The sequence below is a fragment of the Microbacterium meiriae genome, assembly GCF_032364335.1.
GTDB lineage: Bacteria > Actinomycetota > Actinomycetes > Actinomycetales > Microbacteriaceae > Microbacterium > Microbacterium meiriae.
Map to the genome: position 1 here is coordinate 235635 of NZ_CP133984.1, position 24022 is coordinate 259656.

Annotated in this window: 17 protein-coding genes and 1 pseudogene; 2 read left to right on the top strand and 16 right to left on the bottom strand. The window is 67.2% G+C overall.

The window, feature by feature from the left end; all coding sequences use genetic code 11:
* Window positions 1-6 precede the first annotated feature (6 nt).
* The 11 genes and pseudogenes from RI211_RS01115 to RI211_RS01165 form a co-directional block, all read right to left on the bottom strand.
* Window positions 7-2979 carry a type I restriction endonuclease subunit R gene (locus tag RI211_RS01115; protein ID WP_315638235.1) on the bottom strand — a complete coding sequence of 991 codons (2973 nt, stop codon included), beginning with the start codon at window positions 2977-2979 and terminating at the stop codon, window positions 7-9.
* Window positions 2976-4193 carry a restriction endonuclease subunit S gene (locus RI211_RS01120; RefSeq protein WP_315638234.1) on the bottom strand — a complete coding sequence of 406 codons (1218 nt, stop codon included), beginning with the start codon at window positions 4191-4193 and terminating at the stop codon, window positions 2976-2978. Before RI211_RS01120 ends, RI211_RS01115 begins: the two co-directional genes overlap by 4 nt.
* Entirely contained in the window at window positions 4186-5712 is a 1527-nt protein-coding gene (locus RI211_RS01125) for a type I restriction-modification system subunit M (protein WP_315638233.1), read from the bottom strand. Before RI211_RS01125 ends, RI211_RS01120 begins: the two co-directional genes overlap by 8 nt.
* A 400-nt stretch (window positions 5713-6112) precedes the next feature.
* A pseudogene (locus RI211_RS01130) lies at window positions 6113-6313 on the bottom strand (SulP family inorganic anion transporter); the annotation flags it as partial.
* Between the two features lie 11 nt (window positions 6314-6324).
* On the bottom strand, window positions 6325-9369 hold the full coding sequence (locus tag RI211_RS01135; protein ID WP_315638232.1) for a C-terminal helicase domain-containing protein: 3045 nt from the start codon (window positions 9367-9369) through the stop codon (window positions 6325-6327).
* Complete coding sequence (locus tag RI211_RS01140) at window positions 9366-11141, bottom strand: phospholipase D family protein (protein ID WP_315638231.1); 1776 nt, start codon at window positions 11139-11141, stop codon at window positions 9366-9368. Before RI211_RS01140 ends, RI211_RS01135 begins: the two co-directional genes overlap by 4 nt.
* Window positions 11134-12309, bottom strand: a complete 1176-nt coding sequence (locus RI211_RS01145) for a DUF6361 family protein (protein ID WP_315638230.1) — start codon at window positions 12307-12309, stop codon at window positions 11134-11136. Before RI211_RS01145 ends, RI211_RS01140 begins: the two co-directional genes overlap by 8 nt.
* The gene (locus RI211_RS01150; RefSeq protein ID WP_315638229.1) at window positions 12309-12902 is read right to left on the bottom strand and encodes an HNH endonuclease; all 594 of its coding nucleotides are present in this window, start codon (window positions 12900-12902) and stop codon (window positions 12309-12311) included. Before RI211_RS01150 ends, RI211_RS01145 begins: the two co-directional genes overlap by 1 nt.
* Before the next feature lie 32 nt (window positions 12903-12934).
* Window positions 12935-14218 (bottom strand): hypothetical protein, encoded by a 1284-nt coding sequence (locus tag RI211_RS01155; protein WP_315638228.1) that lies wholly within the window; start codon window positions 14216-14218, stop codon window positions 12935-12937.
* Window positions 14219-14340: 122 nt separating this feature from the next.
* A complete protein-coding gene (locus tag RI211_RS01160; RefSeq protein ID WP_315638227.1) occupies window positions 14341-15843 on the bottom strand; it encodes a SulP family inorganic anion transporter in 1503 nt (500 codons plus the stop codon).
* Between the two features lie 118 nt (window positions 15844-15961).
* A complete protein-coding gene (locus RI211_RS01165; protein ID WP_315638226.1) occupies window positions 15962-16597 on the bottom strand; it encodes a hypothetical protein in 636 nt (211 codons plus the stop codon).
* 99 nt (window positions 16598-16696) lie between these two features.
* Here RI211_RS01165 and RI211_RS01170 point away from each other — a divergent pair, with 99 nt between their 5' ends.
* Window positions 16697-17209: a hypothetical protein gene (locus RI211_RS01170; RefSeq protein ID WP_315638225.1), complete on the top strand. Its 513-nt coding sequence runs from the start codon at window positions 16697-16699 to the stop codon at window positions 17207-17209.
* Window positions 17210-17213: 4 nt separating this feature from the next.
* On the opposite strand, the gene RI211_RS01175 is transcribed toward RI211_RS01170, so the two are convergent.
* From RI211_RS01175 to RI211_RS01195, 5 genes are read right to left on the bottom strand one after another with little or no spacing between them, the layout of a single operon-like run.
* Complete coding sequence (locus RI211_RS01175) at window positions 17214-18092, bottom strand: metallophosphoesterase (RefSeq protein ID WP_315638224.1); 879 nt, start codon at window positions 18090-18092, stop codon at window positions 17214-17216.
* A gap of 42 nt (window positions 18093-18134) precedes the next feature.
* Window positions 18135-19157 carry a LacI family DNA-binding transcriptional regulator gene (locus RI211_RS01180; RefSeq protein ID WP_315638223.1) on the bottom strand — a complete coding sequence of 341 codons (1023 nt, stop codon included), beginning with the start codon at window positions 19155-19157 and terminating at the stop codon, window positions 18135-18137.
* Entirely contained in the window at window positions 19154-21013 is a 1860-nt protein-coding gene (locus tag RI211_RS01185; RefSeq protein ID WP_315638222.1) for an ABC transporter permease, read from the bottom strand. Before RI211_RS01185 ends, RI211_RS01180 begins: the two co-directional genes overlap by 4 nt.
* 1 nt (window position 21014) lies before the next feature.
* Window positions 21015-22034, bottom strand: a complete 1020-nt coding sequence (locus tag RI211_RS01190) for an ABC transporter ATP-binding protein (protein ID WP_315638221.1) — start codon at window positions 22032-22034, stop codon at window positions 21015-21017.
* A gap of 35 nt (window positions 22035-22069) precedes the next feature.
* Window positions 22070-23152: an extracellular solute-binding protein gene (locus tag RI211_RS01195; RefSeq protein WP_315638220.1), complete on the bottom strand. Its 1083-nt coding sequence runs from the start codon at window positions 23150-23152 to the stop codon at window positions 22070-22072.
* 216 nt (window positions 23153-23368) lie between these two features.
* On the opposite strand from RI211_RS01195, the gene RI211_RS01200 reads away from it, so the two are divergent.
* Window positions 23369-24022, top strand: coding sequence for a hypothetical protein (locus tag RI211_RS01200; RefSeq protein ID WP_315638219.1), 654 nt, complete (start codon window positions 23369-23371; stop codon window positions 24020-24022).

Sequence of the window (24022 nt, forward strand, 5' to 3'; positions counted from 1 at the left end):
CAACGCTCAGTAGTGCTTCAAGATGTACCGCCACGCCGACTCCATGGGCTCGCCCGTGCGCGGCAGCGCGTACTTCTTGAACAGGGCGTTCAGTTCGCGCTTGACGGCCTTCATGGAGGATCCCTTGGTCGTCCACTGCGGGTGCACCGCATGGCTGACCAGCTGGTCGACCTCGTTGGCGATCTGGCTGACCATCACGGTCATCCCGGCGGGCTTGTGCTCCTCGAAGATGCGGGTGAGCATCCCCACGTGCGGGGCCGGCAGGTCTGCGAGCACGCCCTCCTCGTCGGAGTCCTCCACGGTCTTCAGGTCGGTGGCGACGTTGAACAGCTTCACAAGCCAGGCAACCGAGTCATCCGCGTCGGAGATCACTCTCTGCCGTAGCTGGTCCAGTCGTTCGGCGATCGAGCTGTAGGCGCCGACGTTCGCGCCACCGCCCTCGAGCTTCTTGCGGATCCGCGCGGTGAGGGAATCGACGATCTCCTGCGCGGACTTGCCCTCGTATTCGGTCGGCACAGGCGGCAGCTGCCCTGAGTCGGTCATCTTCTTGATGGTCTCGGCGTCGGCGATTACCACCGCGATGTTGCGGTCATCGACCCGGACGTTGCGCATGTGCGTGTGTACGAGCTCGCGCGTCTTCGGTCCCAGCCGCTCCCAGAGGATGTCGTCTTCGTCGCCGTCGCTCGGGATCGCGGCGTACACCTGCGCGTACCAGCGGTAGTCGTTCTCCCAGTCCGAGAGCTGCTCGTCGGGGGTGATGGTCTCCCACAGCCCCTGTGCGTAGAGGTACTCGGCTCTGTACTCCGTGCGGTCTTCGCTCTCCTGCGGGAGGCGCTCCAGGGCTTCCTGCAGCGAGTCCATTGACCCGTCGCGGGTGATCCCCACGAACCGGCGCCGCATCTCCTTCAGCGCCGCGTCCAGGCTCTGGAGCAGCGCGTCGGTCTCGATCTGCCGCCGCGCATGCTCGGGATCGCTGGGGGCGATCGCGCGCGCGAACGCTCCGCCGAGGCCGACGTAGTCGACGATCGTGCCGTAGCGCTTCGTGAACCCCGACTGCGGGTTACGCCAGGGCCTGTTCGTGCGGGTGATCGTCTGGAAGAGCGTGTGCAGCTTCATCGGCTTGTCCAGATACAGCACACCCTCGATGGGCGCGTTGAAGCCGGTGCCGAGCTTGGCGGTGACAACCAGGAACTTCAGGTCGTCGTCGACGTCGCGGAAGCGGTCCAGCAGCGCCTCCTCCTCGCCCTCGGAGAGCTTGTACGACTCGAACTCCGTCTTGCCGGTGGCGGAGATCACGACTGTTACCTCATCGCCGCGGCCCTGCTGTGCGAGCTGATCCCGAAGAGCCTGCTCGTACAGAATGCACAGCTCCTGGTCGGCGACGACGACCTGCGCCTTCATCCCGTGCGGATCGATCGAGGGGTAGAAGTGTGCGACGATGTCGGCAGCCACTTGGCGAATGCGCTCGGGATTGTGGAAGATCGCCCGGGCGTTGGCGACCCGGCGCGCGAAGGACTCCTTCTGCGTGTCGTTGAGCTCTTCCTCATCCGCCAGCGCGTCGAACGCGGCGTCTAGCTCCTCCTTGGCGACGTCGAACCGCACGGGCCTGGGGATCACCCTCATCGGCACCGTCGTGCCGTCGGCGATCGAGCGGTCCGAGTCGTAGGTGTCCAGCGCACAACCCGGGTCCCGCTCATCGCCAAACAGCTGGTAGGTGTTCCGGTCCAGGTCCGCGATCGGGGTGCCGGTGAAGCCGAACCGATGCGCGTTCGGCAGCGCCGCCCGCATGTCCGAGCCGAGCGACCCCTCCTGCGTGCGGTGGGCCTCGTCGACGAGCAGGATGACGTTCTCTCGCTCGGTGAGTACGCCGGCCCCCTTGAACTTGTGGACGGTGGTGGCGATGATGCCCCGCGCTCCGTCTCGGAGAGCCTGCTGCAGCGCGGCGGTGCTCTGGGCCTTCACCGGCTCCGGCACCCCCGCGGAGGCGAACTGCGCGAAGGTCTGGGTGACCAGCTGCGTCCGGTCGGCGACCGCGACGATGGTCGGGTTGTGCATCCGCGGGTCGAAGTAGAGCCGGGTGGCCACCCACGACATCGTGAGTGTCTTCCCTGACCCCTGCGTGTGATAGATCAGGCCCCGGGATCCTGACTCGCTGGTCGCGCGGGCGACGATCTTCTCCACAGACTCGTACTGGAAGTAGCGCGGGAGCAGCTTGATGGCCTGCCCCGAGCCGCCGTCCTGACGGTCGTACATCGCGTAGTGCTCGATGAGGTTCAGGACCACGCGGGGTGCCAGGAGACCGGTGACGCTCATCCCGACCCGCTCCCAGCCTTCAATAGTCGCCGGCACGGCGCTCGAGCCCCAGCGCTGCCAGTGATCGAGCGGAGTGCGCACGCCGGCGTACCGGAAGTCCTTGCCTTCAGTGGCGAAGGAGAGCACGTTCGAGACGAAGAACTCCGGCTGGTGCTCCTCGTAGGAGGTGTAGATGTCCTTCGCGCCGTCCTTCCAGCTCTTCACCACCGACACCGGTGTCTTGGTCTCACCGACGACCACCGGAATGCCGTTGATCCACAGCACCAGGTCGAACCGGGCGCCGCGGTAGGTGACCTCGTCGGAGACCAGCAGAGTGTTCTTCTCCGGGTGCTCGAAATCCAGCAGCTGGAACGGCTCGTCGTGGTTCGTGTCCGGCATGAGCACGGTGCCGCCGCCGCGCAGCAGGTGCGTGAACTCCTCGTTCACGACCATCAGGCCCTCGGATTCGGCCGACAGCGCGACCTGGCGCACCTTCGCGAGCACGGCGTCGGTCCTGCCGGCGAGCTCTGTGTTCAGCCTTTCGATCGAGTCCCTCAGGTCCGCCTCGATGAAGACCTGCTGTGTCGTGCGAGGGAGATTCTTGCCCTCCACGTGCGTCCAGCCGGCTTCCACCAGCAGATCGATGAGCGCGGCCTGCACCGTGCTCTTCTCGGTGTACCCGGTCATGCTGCAGCCTTCTCGTCGAGGATCAGGAATCGGTCGTAACTCTCGGGGATCTCGTGCTCACCGGAGAGCAGCACGGTGAGCAGGTTGCTGCGGAGGGTGCGGAGGGCATCGGCTGTGGTTCGAGCGGCGTCTGCTGCATTCTCAACGGCCCTCAATTGCTCAACGATCCGTTCCTGTGCATCCAAAGGAGGGAGCGCAAATGCGATCGCTGAGACCAGCTTCTGATTCACTGACGGCATCGCGCCGTGCTGCGAGAAATCGGCAAGCCGAACGTCTTGCATCACGGCCAAGAGAATGCCGGAGAGCACTCGGGGCCCTGGCACGAGCCCGATCATATGCTGGACGAATCCAGCGTGGATGCCGAGCACACGACGCTTCTCCGTCGCGAGTGCCGCACCGAGTATCGGGAAGACCACGGTCCCCGGCGGGCAAACCACCGGCTTCACAGCGGCGACGCCCTCTTCGTCGAGCCAGTCATTTGGCATCAACAACTCGCGTTCGTTGCCTGCCGCCGTCATGTCCGACACGCGGAAGTACGGCACCGAGCCGGTGGAACGACCTTGATGTTCCGCCTTGAAGGAACGCCCCGTCACGACGCGCGAGACATCCCCGAGCGTGACCGCCTCCCACGACGGCCGGGGTCGAAGCAGATGTCTGCGAACCGAGCGCGACAGCGTCTCAGCTGCCACAGCCTCGCCATCCGCCGCCTTGATCGCATCGTCGACGGCCCCCACCAGGTCCACGATCCGACGCTGCTCGATGAGCGGAGGCAGCGAGATCGGGATCGACTCGAACGCGCCCTTGCTCAGTGTCTTGCGCCTCAGAACCGTACCTACGCAGCGGGTTGACATCTCCTCGTGGAACGTTGGCCATGTAGTAAGAAGCGACATGTAACGCGGAAGAATCTGTGACCTATCGAGCGCGTAGACCGGGAAGGTCTGCGGTGTGACGAACGATCTTTCAAAGTCGGAGGGCACCACCGTGCTCGGTGCCTCGAACGCGGTGATCGTGCGGTAAACGAGGTCATCCTCGTGCAGTTCCATGAGCTTGTCGAACTTCATCGAATCGCCGCGCGCCGGCGCCCGATCAACGAGGCCCCAACCACTACGCTGCACGCCGACGATTCGATATAGGTCGTCCGCGACGACGGAGGTGAAGTCCGTCCGGCGGCGAGACACATCCGCGAGGCGGACCTCGCGCCACCCCTCACGCATCGACACCCGCCTCCCGCAGCCGCAGGTCTAGCGCCTCGCGCGCAACATCCATCGCTGCCTGTGCATCGCGCAGCGCCGCCAGCGCAGCGTTAACGTCAGCCTCAGCGCGGGTCTCTGTCTGGATGTAGCGGCCGATATTGAGGTCGTAGTCGTGCTCCCGGATCTTGTCGCGGTGCACGAGCTGCAGCGAGAGGCCGCCGTCACCGTCGATGTCCTCGCCGCGCTTGTAGGCAGCGTCGATCGCATCGACGTCGTCGTCGCTGAGGGTGTTCTGGTTCTTGCCCGGCTTGAACTTGGAGCGTGCGTCGATGAACAGCACGTGCTTCTCTCGCTCGTCGCCTTTCTGAGCTCGGAAGATCAGCAGGCACACGGGGATCGTGGTCGAGTAGAACAGGTTGTTGGGTAGCCCGATGACCGCCTCGAGCTTGTCGTGCTCGACGGCCCACTGGCGCATCTCGGCTTCGCGGCCGCCGCGGAAGAGCACGCCGTGCGGCATGACGACGCCCACACGGCCGGTGTCCTCCTTCATGGTGGAGATCATGTGCTGGATCCACGCCCAGTCGCCGTTCTTCGCCGGTGGGACGATGCCGCCCAGGGCCCTCTTGTATCGGTCCTTGGCCCAGGTGGATGCCGGCCAGTTGTCGAGCGAGAACGGCGGGTTGGCGATCACGACGTCGAACTTCCGCAGGCGGCCGTCGTCGTCGAGGAGCTTGGGCTCCCGGAAAGTGTCGCCCCGCTTGATCTCGAAGTCCTCCACGCCGTGCAGGTACAAGTTCATCCGCGCGATGCCCGCGGTGGTGAGGTTCTGCTCCTGTCCGTAGAGGAACAACGACCGGGGGTTGCCACCGGCGATCTTCACGGCTTCCGTCGTCTCCACGAGCATGCCGGCAGACCCGCAGGCCGGATCGCACACCGAGTCGCCGGCCTGGGGGGCAAGGATCTTCACCAGCAGGTGGACGACGTGTCGCGGGGTGAAGAACTCGCCGGCCTTCTTCCCGGATGCCTCAGCGAACTCCCGCAGCAGGTACTCGTAGGCCGAGCCCAGCATGTCGCCGGAGATGTGGTTGGGGTCCAGGGTCAGCTTGTCGAAGACCTGCATGAGCGCACGGAGCGCCGACTGCGGGATGCGTTCCTGGTTGGACCAGTTCACGTCCCCGAAGACGCCGGCGAGCTTGCCCGGGTTCGCCTCCTGGATGGCGACGAGGGCCTTGTTCAGCGCCTTGCCGCTGTTCTTCGTCACCTCGAACGTGTCGTCCCAGTGCGCACCGTCGGGGATGACGAAAGTCTGGTAGTCCTCGTCTTCCTGTTCCTGCGACCACTCGTCCGCTAGGTCGTCGAGTGCCTGCTCGTGGTGATAGTCATAGACATCGCTGATCCACTTGTAGAAGAGCACCGGGAACACGTATGCCTTGAAGTCGCCGGGATCGACCGGACCACGAAGTGCGTTCGCGGCACCCCACAGGGCCTGCTCCAGCTCTCGCTGCGTGAGGTGGTCAGGGTTCGCGGGTGCGAGCGTCATCGGGTCTCCTTCTCACGAGCGCGCGGCATCTCACCGCGTCACCCGATCCCTACCGTATCGGCCTACCGGCGTCCCGATATTCCACCGACGTCGGAGAGCCAATCAGCCCGCGTGCCGTGTCGCTCAACTAGCTCTTGCCTGCAGGTCTTTGCGCTGATCAAGCACTCCAGCAGCTCGTTGGCATCAACATCGAGCGCTTTAGCGATGCGTGCCAGCGACTGCACACTCATCAGGCCTGGCCCGCCCCGTAGCCGTGAACGGGCTCGCGCCGGGGAAGGCATAGGACCGCGGCCGGCCGACCCATCGCACCACCCGTATTGACGGCTTCCGAGACGCATTGAGCGCTGCCGGACTGCTCCCGTGGGCGCCCCTACTCGAACCCGCCCGTCAACCGCCCGTCGGAGACCGACCGGGACACCGAGACGAAGTGCACCACTCGCCGCACGAAGAGCACGGATGCGACGAGGACCCCGCCCACGACTCCCACCGCGAGGTTGTGCGTGGTCAGCACGAGTACGACCGGCGCCACCATCACGAACGTCTCGCTCTTCGGCATCGGCTTCAGGGTCGACGGCTTCATGCTGTGCCAGTCAAAACGCCCCGATCGCGTGGTCAGTATTCACCCCCGCCCGGTGCCCGCAAATCGATCGCCGCGACCGTAAGGTCCCGCTCCACGCCACCCTGCTGCATCAACCGCAGCATGTCCTCCTGTCGGGGCTGCCCGAGCGTGAGGCGGTACAGGGTCAAGGCGTCGAGCAACCGCTCGTACTTCTCGTGATCCCTGCTCAACGTGAACGAGGCAATCCGCCGGTGGATCCGGGCGTCCCCCTCGTACACCCACCATGGCGCGAACTGGCCCAACCGCTCGGTTTCGGGCGACGCGAGCGCGGCAGCGAACGCGGCGTCCCACGCCCCGTCCGTCGAGGACAACACGTCCTCCCAGTGCGCGGCGGCGACGTTCTTGCGCACGGCATGGCCCATGAACCGGTGCACCCGGCCTTCGCGCTGCTCGAAGTCGACGGGGTTCGACGGCAGGTTCCAGTGCACGACGGCGTGGCTCCACCAGTGGAAGTCGATCCCCTCCTGACCGATGCTCGTCGATGCCAGCACGAACGGGGCGAAGGGGCTGTTGAATGCGGCTCGCACTTCGCTCTGACGCGCCGCGACCTTCTCATCGGCGTCCGTGCCGGTGCCGCCGTAGCGCACCGCGAACCTCGTCGGGAACGGGATCTGCGCACGCTCGGCAGTCGCCTCGTGCCCGCGCAGCGTCGCCGCGTTGGTCCGCACCGCCGACGCCGCACTCGTCGCGACCTTCCACAGTCCGTCGTCGTCGAGCAGCCGGCCGCCGAGGTCGCTGCGCAACTGGTGCACGTACTCGTCGATGACCGCCTGCAGGTTTCCGTCCGCGCAATAGTCCAGCACGGCGCTCCAGTAGTGCGCACCCGGGACACCCACGGTGTCGAGGAGAGCCGCGGCATCCGGCCGGGCGAACAGCGAACGCAGACCGAGCGACAGCACCCACGCCGCATGCCACACACCCACCTCCGTCGCATCCCCCGACGCGGCACCGCGCAACGCCCGATACGCGATCGACCCCGGAGCGTGCGCGCCGAATCGGCCTAGGTCACGGTGTGCACTGGGGCCCTGATCCATCGCCTCGACCGCCGCCCGCACATAGTCCGCGAAACGGCCAGACCGCGCATCGAGCACCCGCAAGACCGACAGGGCGTTTACGCCGGTCGGCACCGCACCGGGTGTCGCGAAGAAAGCATGTGACGGCTCGGCCGCATCATCGTCGGTGGCCGTGTTCGCCGTGAACGCCTCCGCATCGACGAGGCCGCCGGCCGCACGAGCCGCCCGCAGCGGATCCCACGACTCGGCCAGAGCCGGATGCGGCCAGAACAGTGCGAGCGAGTTCATCTGCGACGGCCGCCCCGCCTCGCTCATCGCCCACGTCAGACGGCTGCTCGTCGAGTCGGTCGACAGGTCCGAACCGGCATACGCGTGGCGAGCGGCTTCATGGCTGAGCAGACCAGCGACCGCGGTCGGCACCCCGTTCCACGCCGAGAACACGACGTGCTTGGTGACATCCCCCACGCTCGAGAACACCGGACCCGGCCGGAAATACGGCATCGACGGCGGCATCCAGAGCAGCTTCCACCACTCGCGCCCGATCGTGTCGGCGGCCAGCGCGCGCAACAGTCCGTTGCCGAGATCGAGCTCCTGCCGCGCACCCACGTCGTCCCGTGTCAGCCCCCTGGTCGCGGCCAGCAACTCGCGGACCGTGGCATCGTCGCGCTCCAACGCCTCCCGCACGCTGCTCCCCGACTTGTACGTGTCCATGAACGAGGCGAAATAGGGGATCGACTTCCACTGCTCCAGATCCACCCGCGCGCCGAGGTACGTGCCGAGCCGATGCAGCGCCGACCAGTCGGAGATCTCCGCCGCGGTCGGCACCCCGCCGTCGAGTGGACGATCGACGACCATGTCCTGGTTGCGCGCGAGCGGGGGCCGCTCCGACCGCGACATGTACGGAAGCAGCACCTCCCGCACTCGGCGAGCGGATGCTGTCGCATCGCCGTCGGTGATCATGGCGAGACGGTGTGCGTCGAGCGCATCCTTGACCGACCTGACACGGACGGCGTCCTCGTCGGTGAGGAACCCGATGAGCTTGAGGAAATCGGCGTGGTGGTCCTCCCCGACCTCAGCCTGAGTCGTGTACGGCTTGAAGGGCGTCGCCGAGAGAAGCAGGACCTTGGCGCCCTCGGCGTTGAAGAGGTCGTGGGCGAGCTCACCGCCCTCTGTCGTCGGATCGAGGAGCGGGCGGAAGCGCTGGAACTCATCGAGGATGACCAGATCGGGTTGCAGCGCATCCACCCCTGCACGTGCCAGATGCCGACGCAGCTTCGCGACAAGCTCCATCACCTCGTGCCACAGTCGACCGCGGGTCGGACGTTCGCCCAGAATACGGACCTCCTCGCGGAGCTTGAGGAACCGCGCCCACAGCGACTTGTCGACGATCGCCTCCTGGTACCGACCGGCGATCTCGGGATCGGCGCCGTCAACACCCAGACGGTCCCGCGTCCACTGCACCCGCCACGCGAAGTTCCTCTCCGACTGCACCGCCCCCTGGAAGAGCCAGCGCGTCGGCGCGTCCTCGTCCACCCCGAGCGCATCCTCCGCCAGCACGCACAGGAGTGCCCGCTCGTCGCCATTGCCCGACCGCCAGCCGCCCTCCTTGAACGACGTGCCAGGGGTGAAGGAGACGAGGTTCACCTTCTTGTGGCCCGTGTCATCGGGGGCTGCGAGCTTTCGGCTCTCCCGCGCCAACAGCGTGAGCCTCGTCGCCATCGCGAGGTGCTTGGCGCCGGTGACGTTCAGACGCTGCAGGTTCTGGTTGGCGAGGTCGGCGTTGCTGCAGATGTACACGATGTCGATGCGCTTCACCGCGTCGACCTCGTTCAACTCCTGGATGGCCCTGGCGATGATCCCCCGCGCGATCACGCTCTTGCCCAACCCGGTCTCATCCGCGACGAGGAACCGCCCGCTGCCGTCGGCGCGCCCTGACCCGTAGAAACGGTCGATCACATGCTCCACCGCGTCCTGTTGGAAGCCCTTGAGCCCGCGCATCACCGCGTCGATGTCGAGACCCGTCATTGCTGCACTCCCGCGGCTTCCGTGACAGCCGCCCACACCTCGGCGAAGCCCGGCGGCAGGGCGCTGCCGCGCGCATCCTCTGGCACATGCCGCAGCACCCGCTCCACGTCCACGAGCCCCGACCGGTTCGTGGCCGACGCCCGCACGAGAAGCTCCAACAGCCCGTCACCGTTCTCTGCGACCCCCGCGCCGAACGCGGAGGTGAACGAGCCACGGCCCCCGCCGGTGCCGATCGACGCGAGACTGCCCTCTTGCAGCATGAGCCGGATGAAACGCGCCACCGCTCCGGGCTCAGTGAGATGAGCGGCGACGATCGCGTCGCCCCGACCAGGCACGTCGTCGAGCAGGTCCGCGACCACCAGGGTCTCGCGTCGGCGGCCGTCGCCATCCGTCAGTGCGATCACCACGAACGGAGTGATCTGCTCCAGGCGCAGGGCCGTGGACTCGTAGGGGGCGCCTGCGTTCGGCAGAGGCCCGGGGATCGGATCCGGCTGAGACAGCATCCGCCAGCTCAGCGTGAACCGGTCGTCCACCACCTGCGCACCCTCCGCCCACACCGCGACCGTGTATTCGCCCTCCGCGTTCACCCGAACTACGAGCCGGGCGCGGGCGAGCTCCCGCAGCGCACTCTCCAGCCGACGGTCGGCCTCCTCGTCCTGGCTGCTCTGGGCGCCGCCCGCCGTGGTGTACTCCTCGATCAGCGGAGCAAGCGACCCGAGCACTGCTTCGACCCCGAGGTGCGACTTCGGCCCCTCGGCCTCGACCATCACCTCGACGTTGTTCGACCAGGCTGGCCCAGTGGCGTTCGCCGACCCCACGAGCAGTGTCGACTGCTTGTGCGCGTGGTCGTGCACCACCACCTTTGCGTGCAATCCGCGCAGTTCTCCGGAAGCGACCGCCGAGGTCTCGGCGTCGGCGAGCGCCTGATCCACCATCTCGTCGAGCACGCGCAGCGAGAGTCCCTGCAGCGTCTCGGGCTGCAACCGATCCAGGGCCTCCGGGCGGCTGAGCAGGGTCGTTTCGCCGCCTGGTCGGGCCCGCAGAAGCCGCACGCCCTCATCGGTGACGAACGGGGAGACGACGGCGGTGCGGATGCCGTTGAGACGCGGTCTCGCGTCGCTCAATGGCCGTCCGATCCCGAAGGCATGCACCCGGATCGCGCGCACGTGGTCTGGATGCTCCCAGCGGATGCCGGTCCACGCCTCCGCCAGCCGCGCGATCCGGTCGGCGCGATCGGGGGCGAGCGCTGGGGCTGTCCGACCGTCGTCCACCAGCCAGCGCAGCAGGCCGGCCATCACGTGGTTCGAGCGCACCGTCTCCTCGTCGAGATCCTCGTCGGGCCCGCCGTCGAGGGAGACCACCGCATCCCACGTGCGGTCGTTCGTGAGGTTCCGGCTGCTGCAGACGAATCGGTAGCGGCGCTCCTCGTCCCGCTCGAACTCCAGGAACCATACCTTCGGGTGGAACAGGCGGCTCCCCGGCATCCGCACCGGGTGCACCATCGGCTCGAGGACCGTGACGAGCTCGCTCGCCGTGCCGAGACCCAGGCACCCGGCCTGGGCGAACAGGTCGATGCGCTGCGTGGCTCGGCGCACGGCTCCGAGGATGCCGACTTCGTCGTCGACTTCCACCGCGCCAGCGAACGCGAGGGGGATCGACAGGGCGGCTTCGAGGGTCATCGTGAAGCTCGTGCCCACCGCATGCGACAGGTGGAATCCAGCCGGAGGGCGCAGCAGCTCGGACAGCAGCGAGCGCGAATCGGGTTCAAGCACGAGCCAGCCCCTCATGGATGTCGCGGGCGAACTGCCGGACGGTCGCCCAGCGGAACGTCAGCAGCGCGCTGCCTGACGCCCCCTTCCACGTCTCGAGCCGCCGCGGGTTGCCGAGACGCGTCTTCGCGCCCTTGATCTTCTCGCGCTCCCGGATCATCGTTCGAGCTTCCAGGAGATCGGCGATCGAGCTCGGATCGCTGCGCTGCACGAGAGTCGTCCAGTTCTGGACGAACCGCTGCGCGGCGGGTGCGACCGGGAGCCTACTGCCACGTTCCTCCCGGAGGACGGCGAGCAGGTCATCGACACGCCACTCGTCGTAGCCCGCCGCGAGCTCCGCGGGCCACCGGGCGAGGCGATCCCGATAGTCGTCGCGGAGCTCTGCACGGTCCGCTTCCTCGGCGAGGAGCAGGTTGTAGAGCAGTTGCGCGCCGTGGAGGATCGTCGCGAAATGCTGCGCATGGCGCAGGACCCTTGCAGCCCGTTGCGGTGCTCGGGTCGCGACCACGTCCTCCCACGGAGCCCGGCGGTCGTCCTCCGGCCGGTGCTGCACGAGATGCGCCAGAAGAGTGCCGGGTGCGTGCTCGAGCACGCGATCCCGCAGCCAGCTCGCCTCCTCGGAGGTCAGCGCGAACCCGTCAGCCACCTCATCGGGGAACCCTTTCGGGATCGGTGGGGCCGACCAGAGGGAGGTGGACGTCGTCAGGCCGTCGTCGTCGACGTGCACGTGGGGGTTCGACGCCTCGAACGCCTCCGCACGGCTCGCCGGCCGGGTGAGGATGCCGTACCGCTGCAGCATCGACCAATACACCGAGGACGGCAGGGTCTGCAGGTCCCGACCAGCACGCTCGCCGAGCAGACCGTCCGCATCCGGCGAGAACCGCAGGGTCTCGATCAGCTCCAGCTCGGTCGCATCGGGCTGGCGCGTGCCACCCTTCACTCGTGACCTCGACTGTGCGGCGTACTGGAAGCACCACGGCACGAACAGCAGATAGCGCGCGCGGGTGTGCAGGGTTGACGTGCCAGGGAACAGGGCGTCGCTGATGCCGTCGCGAAGCTGCCCGATGCCCAGCTCGTCTCGGCTGTCTCTTTGCGTGAACATGGCCGCGAGTTCCCGCATCCGTCGCTGCTCCTCTGTCGACACGTCGAGCCAGGTGATCACGGACGCCATCAGGTCGCCGCCTGTCTCTTGGCCTCATGGGCTTCCCACACGCGGGTTCTGATTTCCTGCGCGTCCTGATCGGCCAGGCGCATCAGCTCCAGCAGGTGCTTGTGGTGCGCCCAGTGCCGCTGCCACAGGTCGGCGCCGACGGCCGCTTCAAAGTCGACACGAGTCGGGGATGCCTGGCGCTCGTACTCCTGTAGGCGAGCGATGCGATCTTCGATGTCAGCAACACCCCGAGATCTCGGAGAGAGCGGGGCCGTGCTGCGCATCCAGGTCAGCCAATCCTTGTTGCCCTTGCTCTGGTTGCACTTGCCGCAGGCGGGTACGAGATTGTGGATCTCGGAGATGTATCCCGTCGGCCGCTGGTTGCTCACCAGAGGACGAAGGTGGTCCCATTCCGTGCTGGTGTCGCCGCAGTAGCTGCAGCTCACATGATCGAGCATGTCGAGAATCTCGAGGGCTGCCCGGACCTCTGCCTCGGTCGGCACGACAACGGGGATGATGCCGTTCACAAACGAGTTCGTGATGCTCGAACTCCGACCCGTGATCCGCACGGGTTTCGGCATCGCGAACGTGCTGAGGAAGGTCTTCGCGGTCAATTCGCCAGTCCTGTGCCCCGCCTCGTCACTCACTAGCCCGCCGTGTCTTTCGGTGGACGCCGACGAAAAGTGCGTCCAGCGAGGTCTGCGAAGGATCCAGCGATCTCCTTTGCCTTGTCCACGCTTTCGGCGCCGACCCGCCCGGCAACCTGGATGCCCTCCGCGCCGATGCGCAACGCGGCGTCCAATCCGTCCGCACCGGCCTTGAGTAGATCGTCGCGGGTATCCGTGGCCGCCGTCGACCAGCGTCTCGACTCCCGCACCTCCGCTGCCCCCTCGATCCCGAGTCGCTCGTGGAAGGTGCCGACAGAGTCGCTCACCTTGTTTCTGGAGCGCACGATGGCCGGAGACTCGATCGGGTTGAACAGGACCTTCGAGTTCGCCAGAGTTGCGGCCTCGTCGATCTGGTCGAGGAGCTGTCGCGTGGTCCGAGTGATCAGTTCCGCGCGCTTTGCGCGAGCTGTTTGCAGGCCGACTCGGTGTTGCTCCAGTTCCTCGGGGGAGGTCTGCAGGACACGGTCGAGTTCGATCACCCCCGTCGCCTCCTGCAAATAGAAGCACTGTGCGAGGACGGCGAGCCATTCCTGTACCTCGCCATCGATCTTCTTGGACGAGGCAGCGAGTTCGTTGACAGACTTGCTTTGGAGCTTCCCCGCCAATGCCTCGATCTGCCTCAAGGCGTATGCCTGCGTGCGGGCGATCGTCATCGAGGACGCTTGCACTTTCGACCAGGTCACCTCGGAGACGCCGCCGACCTCCTTGCGGATCGTGAGTGCCTCTTCGAGCATCATGTCTACGCCGATGACGTCCGCGAGCACGGCGTCCTTCTGCGCACGCAGTACGTCATCGACCTTCTGATCGATTGCGGCGAGGTAGTCAGTGATCTCGTCCATAGTCTGTTGCATCGCAACCTGTGCCATGATTCCGGCCACACCAGCCAGCAGCGCAGGGTTTGTGAGGATCGACCCTGGTGTCTTGAGGAACTGCAGGTTCTTCGCGAACTGACCATTAGGTGCCCGAAGAGTTGCATGGAGGTTTCCGCTCGACGAGTTGGTTACCTTGGGCAGCTTTTGGGCGGCTGCCCACGACTCTTCGGTCAGCTTCATCCAGCGCCCCGAGCTCGCTGCTATCTCGGAGCCGGCCTTCGTGACAGCCGCCCCGGCGCCGAACGCGGTCTTGAGCTTGGACAGATCCAGCTCGCGAGACCGTAATCCGTGGGCCTCAATAAACTCCTCGACTGGTTCGCGCCGGCCGATCAGGGAAATTCCATCCCCATCGATGACCAACTCAATCTCGGACAGGTCCCCGTCGTCCATCCTGATGCCCCGTTCGTCGTCGGCCCGCTGGTGGACCTCTCATGATGATGGCCTAAAGCGGGGACGTACGTATGCAGCCACAGCTGCTTGGGGTTAGCGGCGCTCCGTCCCCGCGGGGGGCTCTACTCGAACCCGCCCGTCAGCCGCCCATGCATCGTCCCGCTCGAGACATTCATCCCAACGATCTCCACCGTCTTCCCCAGCCCGGCATACTTTGTCTCGATCGCATCCAAAGCCGCAACTGTCGACGCATCCCACACATGCGACCCGGACAGATCCACCACGACGCGAGACGGATCTTCTGAATACGAGAACAACGTCGTCAGATCATTGCTCGACGCGAAGAACAGCTCCCCCTCCACGACATACGTCACCACATCGCCCGCAGGCCCCAGAACCCGAGTAACTGACACGAAGTGCGCCACCCGCCGCACGAACAGCACGGACGCGACGAGCACTCCACCGACGACCCCCACCGCCAAGTTGTGCGTGATCAGCACCAGCGCCACCGTCGCCACCATCACAAACGTCTCGCTCTTCGGCATCCGCTTCAGCGTCGACGGCCGCACGCTGTGCCAGTCGAACGCCCCGATCGCGACCATGATCATCACGGCCACGAGCGCCGCCATCGGAATCGTCCCGACGAAGTCGCCGAACACGACCACCAGCAGGAACAGGAAGATCCCGGCGCAGAACGTCGAGATGCGGGTCCGCGCGCCCGACGCCTTCACGTTGATCATCGTCTGACCGATCACCGCGCACCCGCCCATGCCGCCGAACATCCCGGAGAGCACGTTCGCGACGCCCTGCCCCCACGACTCGCGCGTCTTGTTCGAGTGGGTGTCGGTGATCTCGTCGACGAGCTTCGCGGTGAGCAGCGACTCCATCAGCCCGACGAGCGCGACCCCGAGCGCGAACGGCGCGATGATCGTGAACGTCTCCCACGTCATCGGAACGTTCGGGATGAACAGCGACGGCAGACTCCGCGGCAGCTCACCCTGATCGCCCACGGTCGGCACCGTGATCCCGAAGGCGAGCACCACACCCGTCACGATGATCACCGATACGAGCGGCGCCGGCACGATCTTGGTGAGCTTCGGCATCACGAGCATCACGACGATCCCGAGCGCCACCAGCGGATACACCAACCACGGCACGTCGATGAGCTGCGGGAACTGCGAGCTGAACACGAAGATCGCCAGCGCGTTCACGAACCCGACCATCACGCTGCGGGGGATGAACCGCATCAGCTTCGCGACGCCGAGCACTCCGAGGATCACCTGGAAGATGCCGGCGAGGATGACCGTGGCGATGAAGTAGTCCAGTCCGTACGTCGGCGCGACGGGAGCGATGACGAGCGCCACGGCTCCGGTCGCCGCGGTCACCATCGCCGGCCGCCCGCCGAGGAACGCGATCGATACCGCCATGATGAACGACGAGAACAGCCCGACCTTCGGGTCGACGCCGGCGATCACCGAGAACGCGATGGCCTCCGGGATGAGCGCGAGCCCGACGACGAGCCCGGCCAGCACTTCTCGCGTCAGCAGTCGCGGGTTCTTCAAGGCTTCGAGCACCGAGGGGTGGGCGCGATACCGGGCGCGGTCGTCGACCGTCGTTGCAGACATGGAGCTCCAGGGGAAGGCGCCTCAGAGAGGAGGCAGACGTTCCAGCCTACGCGCACGGTTCAGCCTCTCCTCCGGTGCGGGCTTGGCGCCTCGGCCGCTGTCGCCTGGGCAGTCACTCTCAGAGGTAGGGCGTGAACTCCGCCGTCACATCCCGCCCTAGAGTCTGTGCGGAACGGAGAGACAGAAGGTGGCCATTCACGTGCGCTGACCAGCGTGAAGCACTGCGGACCTCGTTCGGTCCGATCTCCCTCGCCCACTGGAGCGCATACGTGCGCGAATCGAGCACCAAGAGCGTGGCGACGTCGAAGTCAAAGGACCGAAAGACGGAGAAGACCGCATTCGCACTCGTCGATGCGCTCCTCGTTCGTGCCTTCACCTGGATTCGACGGTCACCCGCGAGCACGTCGTACGACTTGGCGGAGTTCGGCTCGAGAACGCCACCGTAGACCCGAGCGGCGATGTGCTCGGCGTAGTCCCCGAGTGGCGCGTTCCCGGTCCGGACGACTCCGCGCATGCGCAGTTCGGCGAGAATCTGGGCGTATTGCGTCAGCAGCGCGGGCGTCGGCTCCGACTCGAGAGGCCGAGTTACTTCCCTAGCGAAGACCTCATCGAAGAGATCAAGAACTTCCTCGGCGGTCAGATCCCAGGCCTTCCCGCCCTTCGGAAGAGCACCGTGACGGGACCGGAGAGCGGTGCGCGCCTCTGCTATCGGCACGTCGAACCGGGCAGCGAATGCGCGGGCGGTGATCTTCACTCCTTCACGCTACCCACGACCGAGGAGAAACCAGGAAGGCTTCCGCCCACCCCACACATCCGCCAGGATGAACACGACCGCCCCGAAAGTAGCCGCCGCATGCCGTCGCAAGCCCCCTCCACCTCCCCGGACACGGCACCCGCCGCACTCCCCGGCGCCGTGGTCATCGCCGCGATCCGCCGCGTCCTCCTCTGGTCGCTGATCACCGCATTCCTCTACCCCGTATTCATGACCGCCAGCAAGGGCATCTGCCCCGGCGGGGTCGACGCGAACGGCGGGTTCATCGACTCCGCGGGCCAGCCGGTCGACGAGGCTCCGCAGTGCATCCAGCTGACGCTCGCGCCGAGCCCCCTCGTCTACATCGCCATCGCCGTCATCGTGCTGCTCGCGCTCGGTCGCGTGATGAAGGCGGCCGATGAGCGCACGGCGTTGCGGACGCTGGAGTGGGCGCTGCGCGGAGTCGGACTGTTCGTGGTGGTCGCGATCGTCGTCTCGCACGTGTGGTTCGCGCTGATCCCGATCGAGCAGTTCACCGGCGACTCCTGGAGCGTCGTCAGCCCGTTCCCGTTCGGCTCGATCGACGTCGAGGTGACGCCGATGACGACCTCGTGACGGCCTAGTCCCGCCAGTCGATCCCCACGCCGGCGATCCGTCGCCCGGCCTCATCGGCGGCGACTGGCTCCCCGACGTCCGCCCCGCGCTCGAGCGAGACGGCGGAGTGCACGATGGTGTCGGCGTACACGTGCACGAGGTTGTAGCCCTGCGCGGCGTCCTGTCCGCGGGTGGCGCCGACGGGCTGCGCGAGGTCCTGTCCGTACGCGCTCGACGAGGCGACGGCGACGGGGATCCCGGCGAAGGTGCCGAACGACGGGTGGTGCACGTGTCCCGACAGGATGCCCCGCACGTCCGTCCCCCGCAGTACCGCGGCCAGCGCGTCCTGATCCCGCAGCTCGACCGTCACGGCGAGGTCGAGCACCGTCGGCAGGGGCGGATGGTGGATGAGCAGCAGCGTGCCCTGCGGTGCCGCCGTCGACAGCTCTCCCTCCAGCCGAACCAGCTGCGACGACGGCACCTCCCCCCAATGCGCGCCGGGCACCGTCGAATCGACGACGATGACGCGCATCCCCCCGAACCACCTCACCTCGACGATCGGCTCGTCACCCGCCCCCGCGAGTCCGAGCTCCGATCGCATGGCACGGCGGTCGTCATGGTTGCCGGCCGCCCACACGACCTCGCACCCGAGCGCCGCGGCAGCGGGCGTCACGAGTTCGCGCAGTCGCCCGTACGCGGCGGCATCGCCCCGGTCCGTCAGGTCTCCCGTGAACAGCAGCGCGTCGGGACGGAGCCCCGAGGAGACGAGCCGGTCGAGCATCTCCGCCAGGTTCGCATCGGCGTCGGCCCCGCTGCCGTATAGCGGCGACCGCTCACCGGGCAGGTGCGTGTCGGAGATGTGCACGAAGGTGTGCGACGGGCGGGGGTGTTCGGTGAGGATCATGTCTCTTCCTGGTCGGCGGACGGAGGCAGGTCGGGGCAGATGTCAGACGGCGGCGGCCGTGGATCCGGGGACGAGGGTTCCCGTGAACGAGCGGCGCACGAGCGTCTCCGGCTCGTCCGCGGTGAGCAGCTGCTGCATGGTCTCGACGGCGGCCGCGGCCACCGCCTCCACGGGGATCCGCAGGGTGGTGAGCCCGAGCAGATCGGCGCCGGGCAGGATGCCGTCGCACCCGGTCACGCTCACGTCCTCCGGCACGCGGAGGCCTGCCGCGCGGGCGGCGCGCATGACGGCGAGCTGCCGGTAGTCCGAGGCGCACATGACGGCGGTCGATCCGGCGCGCACGGCGGCGAGGGCTTCGTCGACGCCGTCGTCGGGACGCGCGCCGGCCGAGATCATCGTTACGGCGACGCCCGCCGCGGTCAGGACCTCCTGCATCGCGAGCGCGCGCAGGTGCTCGGGGTACGACGCGTCGGGGCTTCCGGCGAGCACGACGACCGTCCGGTGTCCGAGCGCGATGATGTGCTCCGCGAGCAGGCGCCCGTGCCCCTCGTCGTCGTAGTGGGCGGTGTGGATGCGGCCCGCCGACTCCACGCGCCCGGCACGGAGGATCGGCACCTGGTCGGCGAAGGGCTCGAGCTGCGCCGCGGAGATGCCGCCGGTCGCGACGATGAGTCCCGCGACCCGCATGCCGAGCAGCCGGTGCAGCGCATTCACCTGCTTGGCGCCCTGCTCGTCGGCGCCGATCGTGACGGTCACGAGGTCGAGGCCGCGCTGATGCGCCTCCTCCTGCAACCGGGAGAAGAGGAGGCCGTACGCGGGGTTGCTCGCGTCGCGCAGCATGAGGCCGACGGTGCCGGTGCGTCCGGCGGCGAGCTCCGCGGCCATGGTGTTGCGTACGTACCCGAGGCGCTCGGCGGCCTCCAGGATGCGCTCCTGCGTCTCCGGCGCGAACCGGCCCTCGCCCTTCAATGCTCTGGTCGCCGTCGCCCGCGACACCCCCGCCGCCGCGGCGACGTCGCTGATCGTGACCCGCAGGGCGGGCGTCCCGGAATCCGCCCCGCTCATGCGCGCTGCTTCCGTCGGCGGGGCGCTCCGGCGCGTGAACCTCGTCCATACACGAGATACATGGTGACACCCATGATGATCATGAGCAGCACGGTGTAGACGAACGTGATGGGCATCGCGTCGAGGTTGTTCTCCCCGCGCGTGCTCTCCTGGATCGCGACGCCGAGCGGCTTGTACAGCGGGTGGTAGAGGAAGATCGCGGCGTCGTAGTCGTCGAGCAGGCTGTTGAAGTTCAGCGCCGTGATCGCGGCCGCGGTCGGCAGCACGAGCGGGATGAGCACGCGCCGGAACGTGGTCAGCGAGCGCGCTCCGAGGATGCGCGAGGCGTCTTCCAGGGAGTCCGGCACGGACGCGAAGCCCGCCTTGAGCAGCCGCAGCGTGAACGGGATCTTCACGCAGATGTACGCGACGAGCAGCAGCACCGGCGTCCCCGTGAGCACGATGTTGCCGACGAGCGGCTGCGGGGCGTCGAACGCCATCACGAAGGCCAGTGCGATCAGCACGATCGGCAGGATCCACGGGATGTGCAGCACGTACTCGATGGCCGTGGTCAGCAGGTTGCGGTGCTTCTGCATCATCCGCGCCACGAAGAGCAGGCCGCCCACCACGATGACCGCGGCGAGGGCGCTGTAGACGACGCTCACGATGAACGGCCGGAGGGCCGCCGCGCTGGAGAACACGGTGATGTAGTTGTCGAGCGTGAAGCTGTCGAGCGTGATGGATCCGGCGAGGATGCTCCGCGCGTCCACGAACGAGAAGATCACGATGAGCACGACCGGGATGAGGTAGATCACCCAGAGCAGGTAGGCGACCACGTGCACGACGGCATTCGCGAACGGGTTGCGGATCCGCTGCTTCTGGATCGGCGTCGCCACCTTCGCCACCGAGAAGTACACCCCCGACTTCTCGGCGCGGTTCATGATCGCGAGCAGGATGATCGTCGCGACACCGAGCACGATCGCCAGCAGCGCCGCGATGTCACGGGTGATCGGACTCCGCGACAGGTCGATGATGAGGGGTGCGACGGTCTGGAAGTCCGGACCGCCGAGCACGAGCGGCGCGGTCAGGGCCCCGAGGCCGATGAGGAACGTCAGCACCGTGACGGCGAAGAGCATCGGCTTCATGACCGGCAGCACGATGCGCCGCAGGATCGTCCATGTCGAGGCACCCATGAGCTTCGCGGCCTCGATCGACGCATAGTCCACCTTGCCGAGCGACGAGGACAGGAACAGCATGTGGTTCGTCGTCGTCGCGAACGTCATCACGAACACGACCGCGAAGTAGCCGGAGAACCAGTCCCGGTTCATGTCCGGCCAGATGTTCACCATCAGATTCGTGATGAAGCCGAACTTGCCGTAGATGAAGTTGTAGCCGGCCGCGAGCACGATGCCGCCGTAGATCAGGGTGGTGGCGTAGCCGAGCCAGAGGAGTTTCGCGCCGCGCACCTGGAAGTACTGCGTCACCAGCACGATGAACACCCCGACGACGTTCACCGTGACCGACAGCGTGATCGCGAGGAGGAAGCTGTTGCCGAGCGTCTTCAGCGCGCGCTCGCTGCCGAGCAGCTTCTCGACGGCGCGGATGCTGAACTGCCCGTCCGGGAAGAAGGTCGCGGCGAGCAGCTCGGCGTTCGGCAGCACGAGGAAGGCGGCGGCGAACCAGATCACGACGATGCCGGTCACCCAGGCGAGCGGCGAGCGGAGCGTCGCGCGCACGCTGCCCGGCCGTCCGCGGCGGAGGCGGGGCTTCGTCGCGGTGCCCGCCTCGGCCGCCTCGGTCGTCAGCGCGCCGGGGGTGTCGGTCATCGCCGCGGACGGCGGCGGCACCGGACGGGAGTCGTTCTGCGGAGCGCTCATGTCACGCCGCCGGGTACTGCAGGATCCACCGCGGGTCGACGTCGATGCGCACGGCGTCGCCGACGTCCCAGCGGTGCGCGCTCGCCGCGGCCGGCACGCTCACCCGGAGCGTCGCGTCGGCAGCGGAGACCGTGTAGACGCTGTGGCTGCCGTGGTACGTGCGCTCGGCGACGGTGCCGTCGAGCGACGCCGTGCCGCCGGCGGTGGCCTCGGACGGCGACGCCAGGTGCAGCTTCTCCGGCCGCACGTAGCTCTCGGCCGTGGCATCGAGGCCGGCGCCGATCGCGATAAGCTGCGCGGGCGTGAGGCGGTTGTTCTCGCCGATGAACCGGCAGACGAACGGCGTCGCGCTGCGGTCGTAGATCTCCTCCGGCGTGCCCACCTGCTGCAGGGTCCCGGCGTCGAGCACGGCGATCCGGTCGCTGAGGGTGAGCGCCTCCTCCTGGTCGTGCGTGACGTACACGGTGGTCACGCCGACCTCGTGCTGCAGCTCCTTGAGCTGTTCGCGCAGCTGCACGCGGAGCTTGGCGTCGAGGTTCGACAGCGGCTCGTCGAGCAGCAGGATACTGGGGGTGAGCGCGAGCGCCCGGGCGATGGCGACGCGCTGCTGCTGGCCGCCGGACAGTTCTGCCACGTTCTTCTCGAGCTGCGACGCGGCGAGCCCGGTGCGGTCGGTGACCTCGTCCACGCGCCGCCGCTGCTCGGCCTTCGACACCTTCTGCACCGAGAGGCCGAACGCGATGTTCTCCCGTACGTTCATGCTCGGGAACAGCGCGTAGTTCTGGAACACCATGCCCACGCCGCGCTTCTCGCTCGGCACCCGGGTCACGTCGCGGCCGGCGATGTGGATACGGCCGCCGGTGGGCTCGATGAACCCCGCGAGCGTGCGCAGGGCGGTGGTCTTGCCGCATCCGGACGGACCCAGGAGGGTGAAGAACTCACCCTCCTGGATCTCCAGATCGAGGTGCGAGACCGCACGGTGGTCGCCGAACACGACCTCGACGTCGTCGAAACGGATCATCGTCTTCTCTCTCTGCCGGTGCGGGACTGCGCGGGTCAGCCGATGTACTCGAGCGTGACCTTCTCGACCCAGGCGCCGAGGTTCTCGCTCACGAAGCCGAAGTCGATGTCCTGACGGTCGAGCGTGCCCATGAGCTCGACGACCTCGGGGTTGGCCTTCTCGACCGCGCCCTCGTTCACGGGCATGGCGTTGAACTCCGCGGCGAACTCGCCCTGGACCTCGGCGCTGCCGAACCAGTCGATGAACTCCTGCGCCTTCTCCTCGTTGTCCGTGCCGTTGATCTGGGCGATCTGCTCGGTCACGTAGGGGACGCCGTACTCGGGGACGATCATGCCCGTGCTGGTGCCGTACTCCTCGTCGCGGGCGGAGATGCCGCTCGACGGCAGCACGCCGTAGTCCACCTCGTCGCGGGTGATGCGGGCGTAGAGGTCGGTGCCCTCCACAGCGGGGGAGCCGTTGGCGTAGTACGACTTCACCAGGTCCCAGCCCTCGTCGCTCACGCCGAGGTCGCCGTCCTCGTCGAGGTGACGGGTGAGCATGCTGGCGAGCACGAGCTGCGGGGTGGCCTGGCCGAGCGCGGGGTTGACCTCGTAACGGCCGGCGAACTCCTCGTCGGTGTACAGGTCGTCGGGGTCGGTGGGGGCGTCGCTGATGCGGTTCTCGTCGTAGACCGTGACGATCGCCTGCTCCACGAGCGGCCAGAACGCGCCGTCCTTCAGGTCGCCGGCGTCTGCGGGGACCTCGCCGCTCCAGCTCGGCTCGTAGGCCGTGATGGCTTCCTCGGCCTTGAGCTGCTCGAAGAACATGTTGTTCAGGCCGAAGACCACGTCGCCGACGGGGTTGTTCTTCTCCGCGATGATGCGGTTCGTCAGGTCGGCGCCGCCGAGGCCCACGATCTCGATGTCGATGCCCGCGTCCGCCGCCTTCTCGGTGATCCACTCCCCGCGGCCGTCGCTGTTCGAGTTCGTGTAGACGATGAGGGTGTCGCCGGAGCCGCCGTCGCTGCCACCGCCGTCGCCCGCGTCTCCGTCGCCGCCCGCCGTGCATCCGGTGAGCGCGATCGCCGCCGCGGCCGTCAATCCGATGAGCGCCCAGCGCCTCTGCTGCCTGTCGGCCATGTTCGTCCCTTTCTCGCCTTCGAGGTGTGTCGATGCGACATTACCGGTTCTTGTGGTGAAGGCACAAAGATTGTCTGGTTTCGTGAGCGCGGTCGCGCGTCCGCACTCAAGGTAGGCGCGCGGCGTGAACGCGAGGATGCGACGAGGTGAACGAGTGGGATTCGTGAATGTCACCCATTAGTTGACGCTCGCGAGTCAGGTCCATAGGCTCGCTTCATGGACGGATCATCGACCAGCGGCTTGTCGCTTGCCGACCTCGCCTCCCTCGTCGAGGCAGGCGGACGAGAAGCGCCGTCTCGCTCGGGCGATGAGGTCCTGATGATCCGTCAGGCCGACGAGTTGGTCCGGCGTTCGCGTGAGCGATTGCAGGAGTCGGTCTCCACCGCGCGCTCGCATGGCGTCTCGTGGCAAGAGATCGGCGCCACGCTCGGCGTGAGCCGACAAGCAGCGTTCAAGCGATTCGGCACCAAGGGTGAGGCAGGGATGATGGCAGCGCCGGTGACAGACCTCTCGGATCGCACGAGCGCGGTATTCGCACACCTGGATGCCGGCGACTACGAGGCGGTGCGAGCACACATGACGTACGCCTGCGGTCGCGCGCTGACCAAGCGCAAACTGATGAGCGTGTGGGACCAGATCCGGAGTGACACCGGCCGCCTCGAAGCCTGCGTCGATTCGACGGTACAGACGGCGGACGGCAGCACGCCGCTGAGCACGCTCGCCAACCGGCACCTGAGTAACGGAGCGATCGTGCAGGTGACCCTGCACCACGAGGCCGGAGAGTGGATCGGCCGCGTTGCCTACAACGGCTTCGGCAAGATCACGGGCATCCTCATCGCCCCACCGGGGTCTCGCGACCTGCCGTTCTAA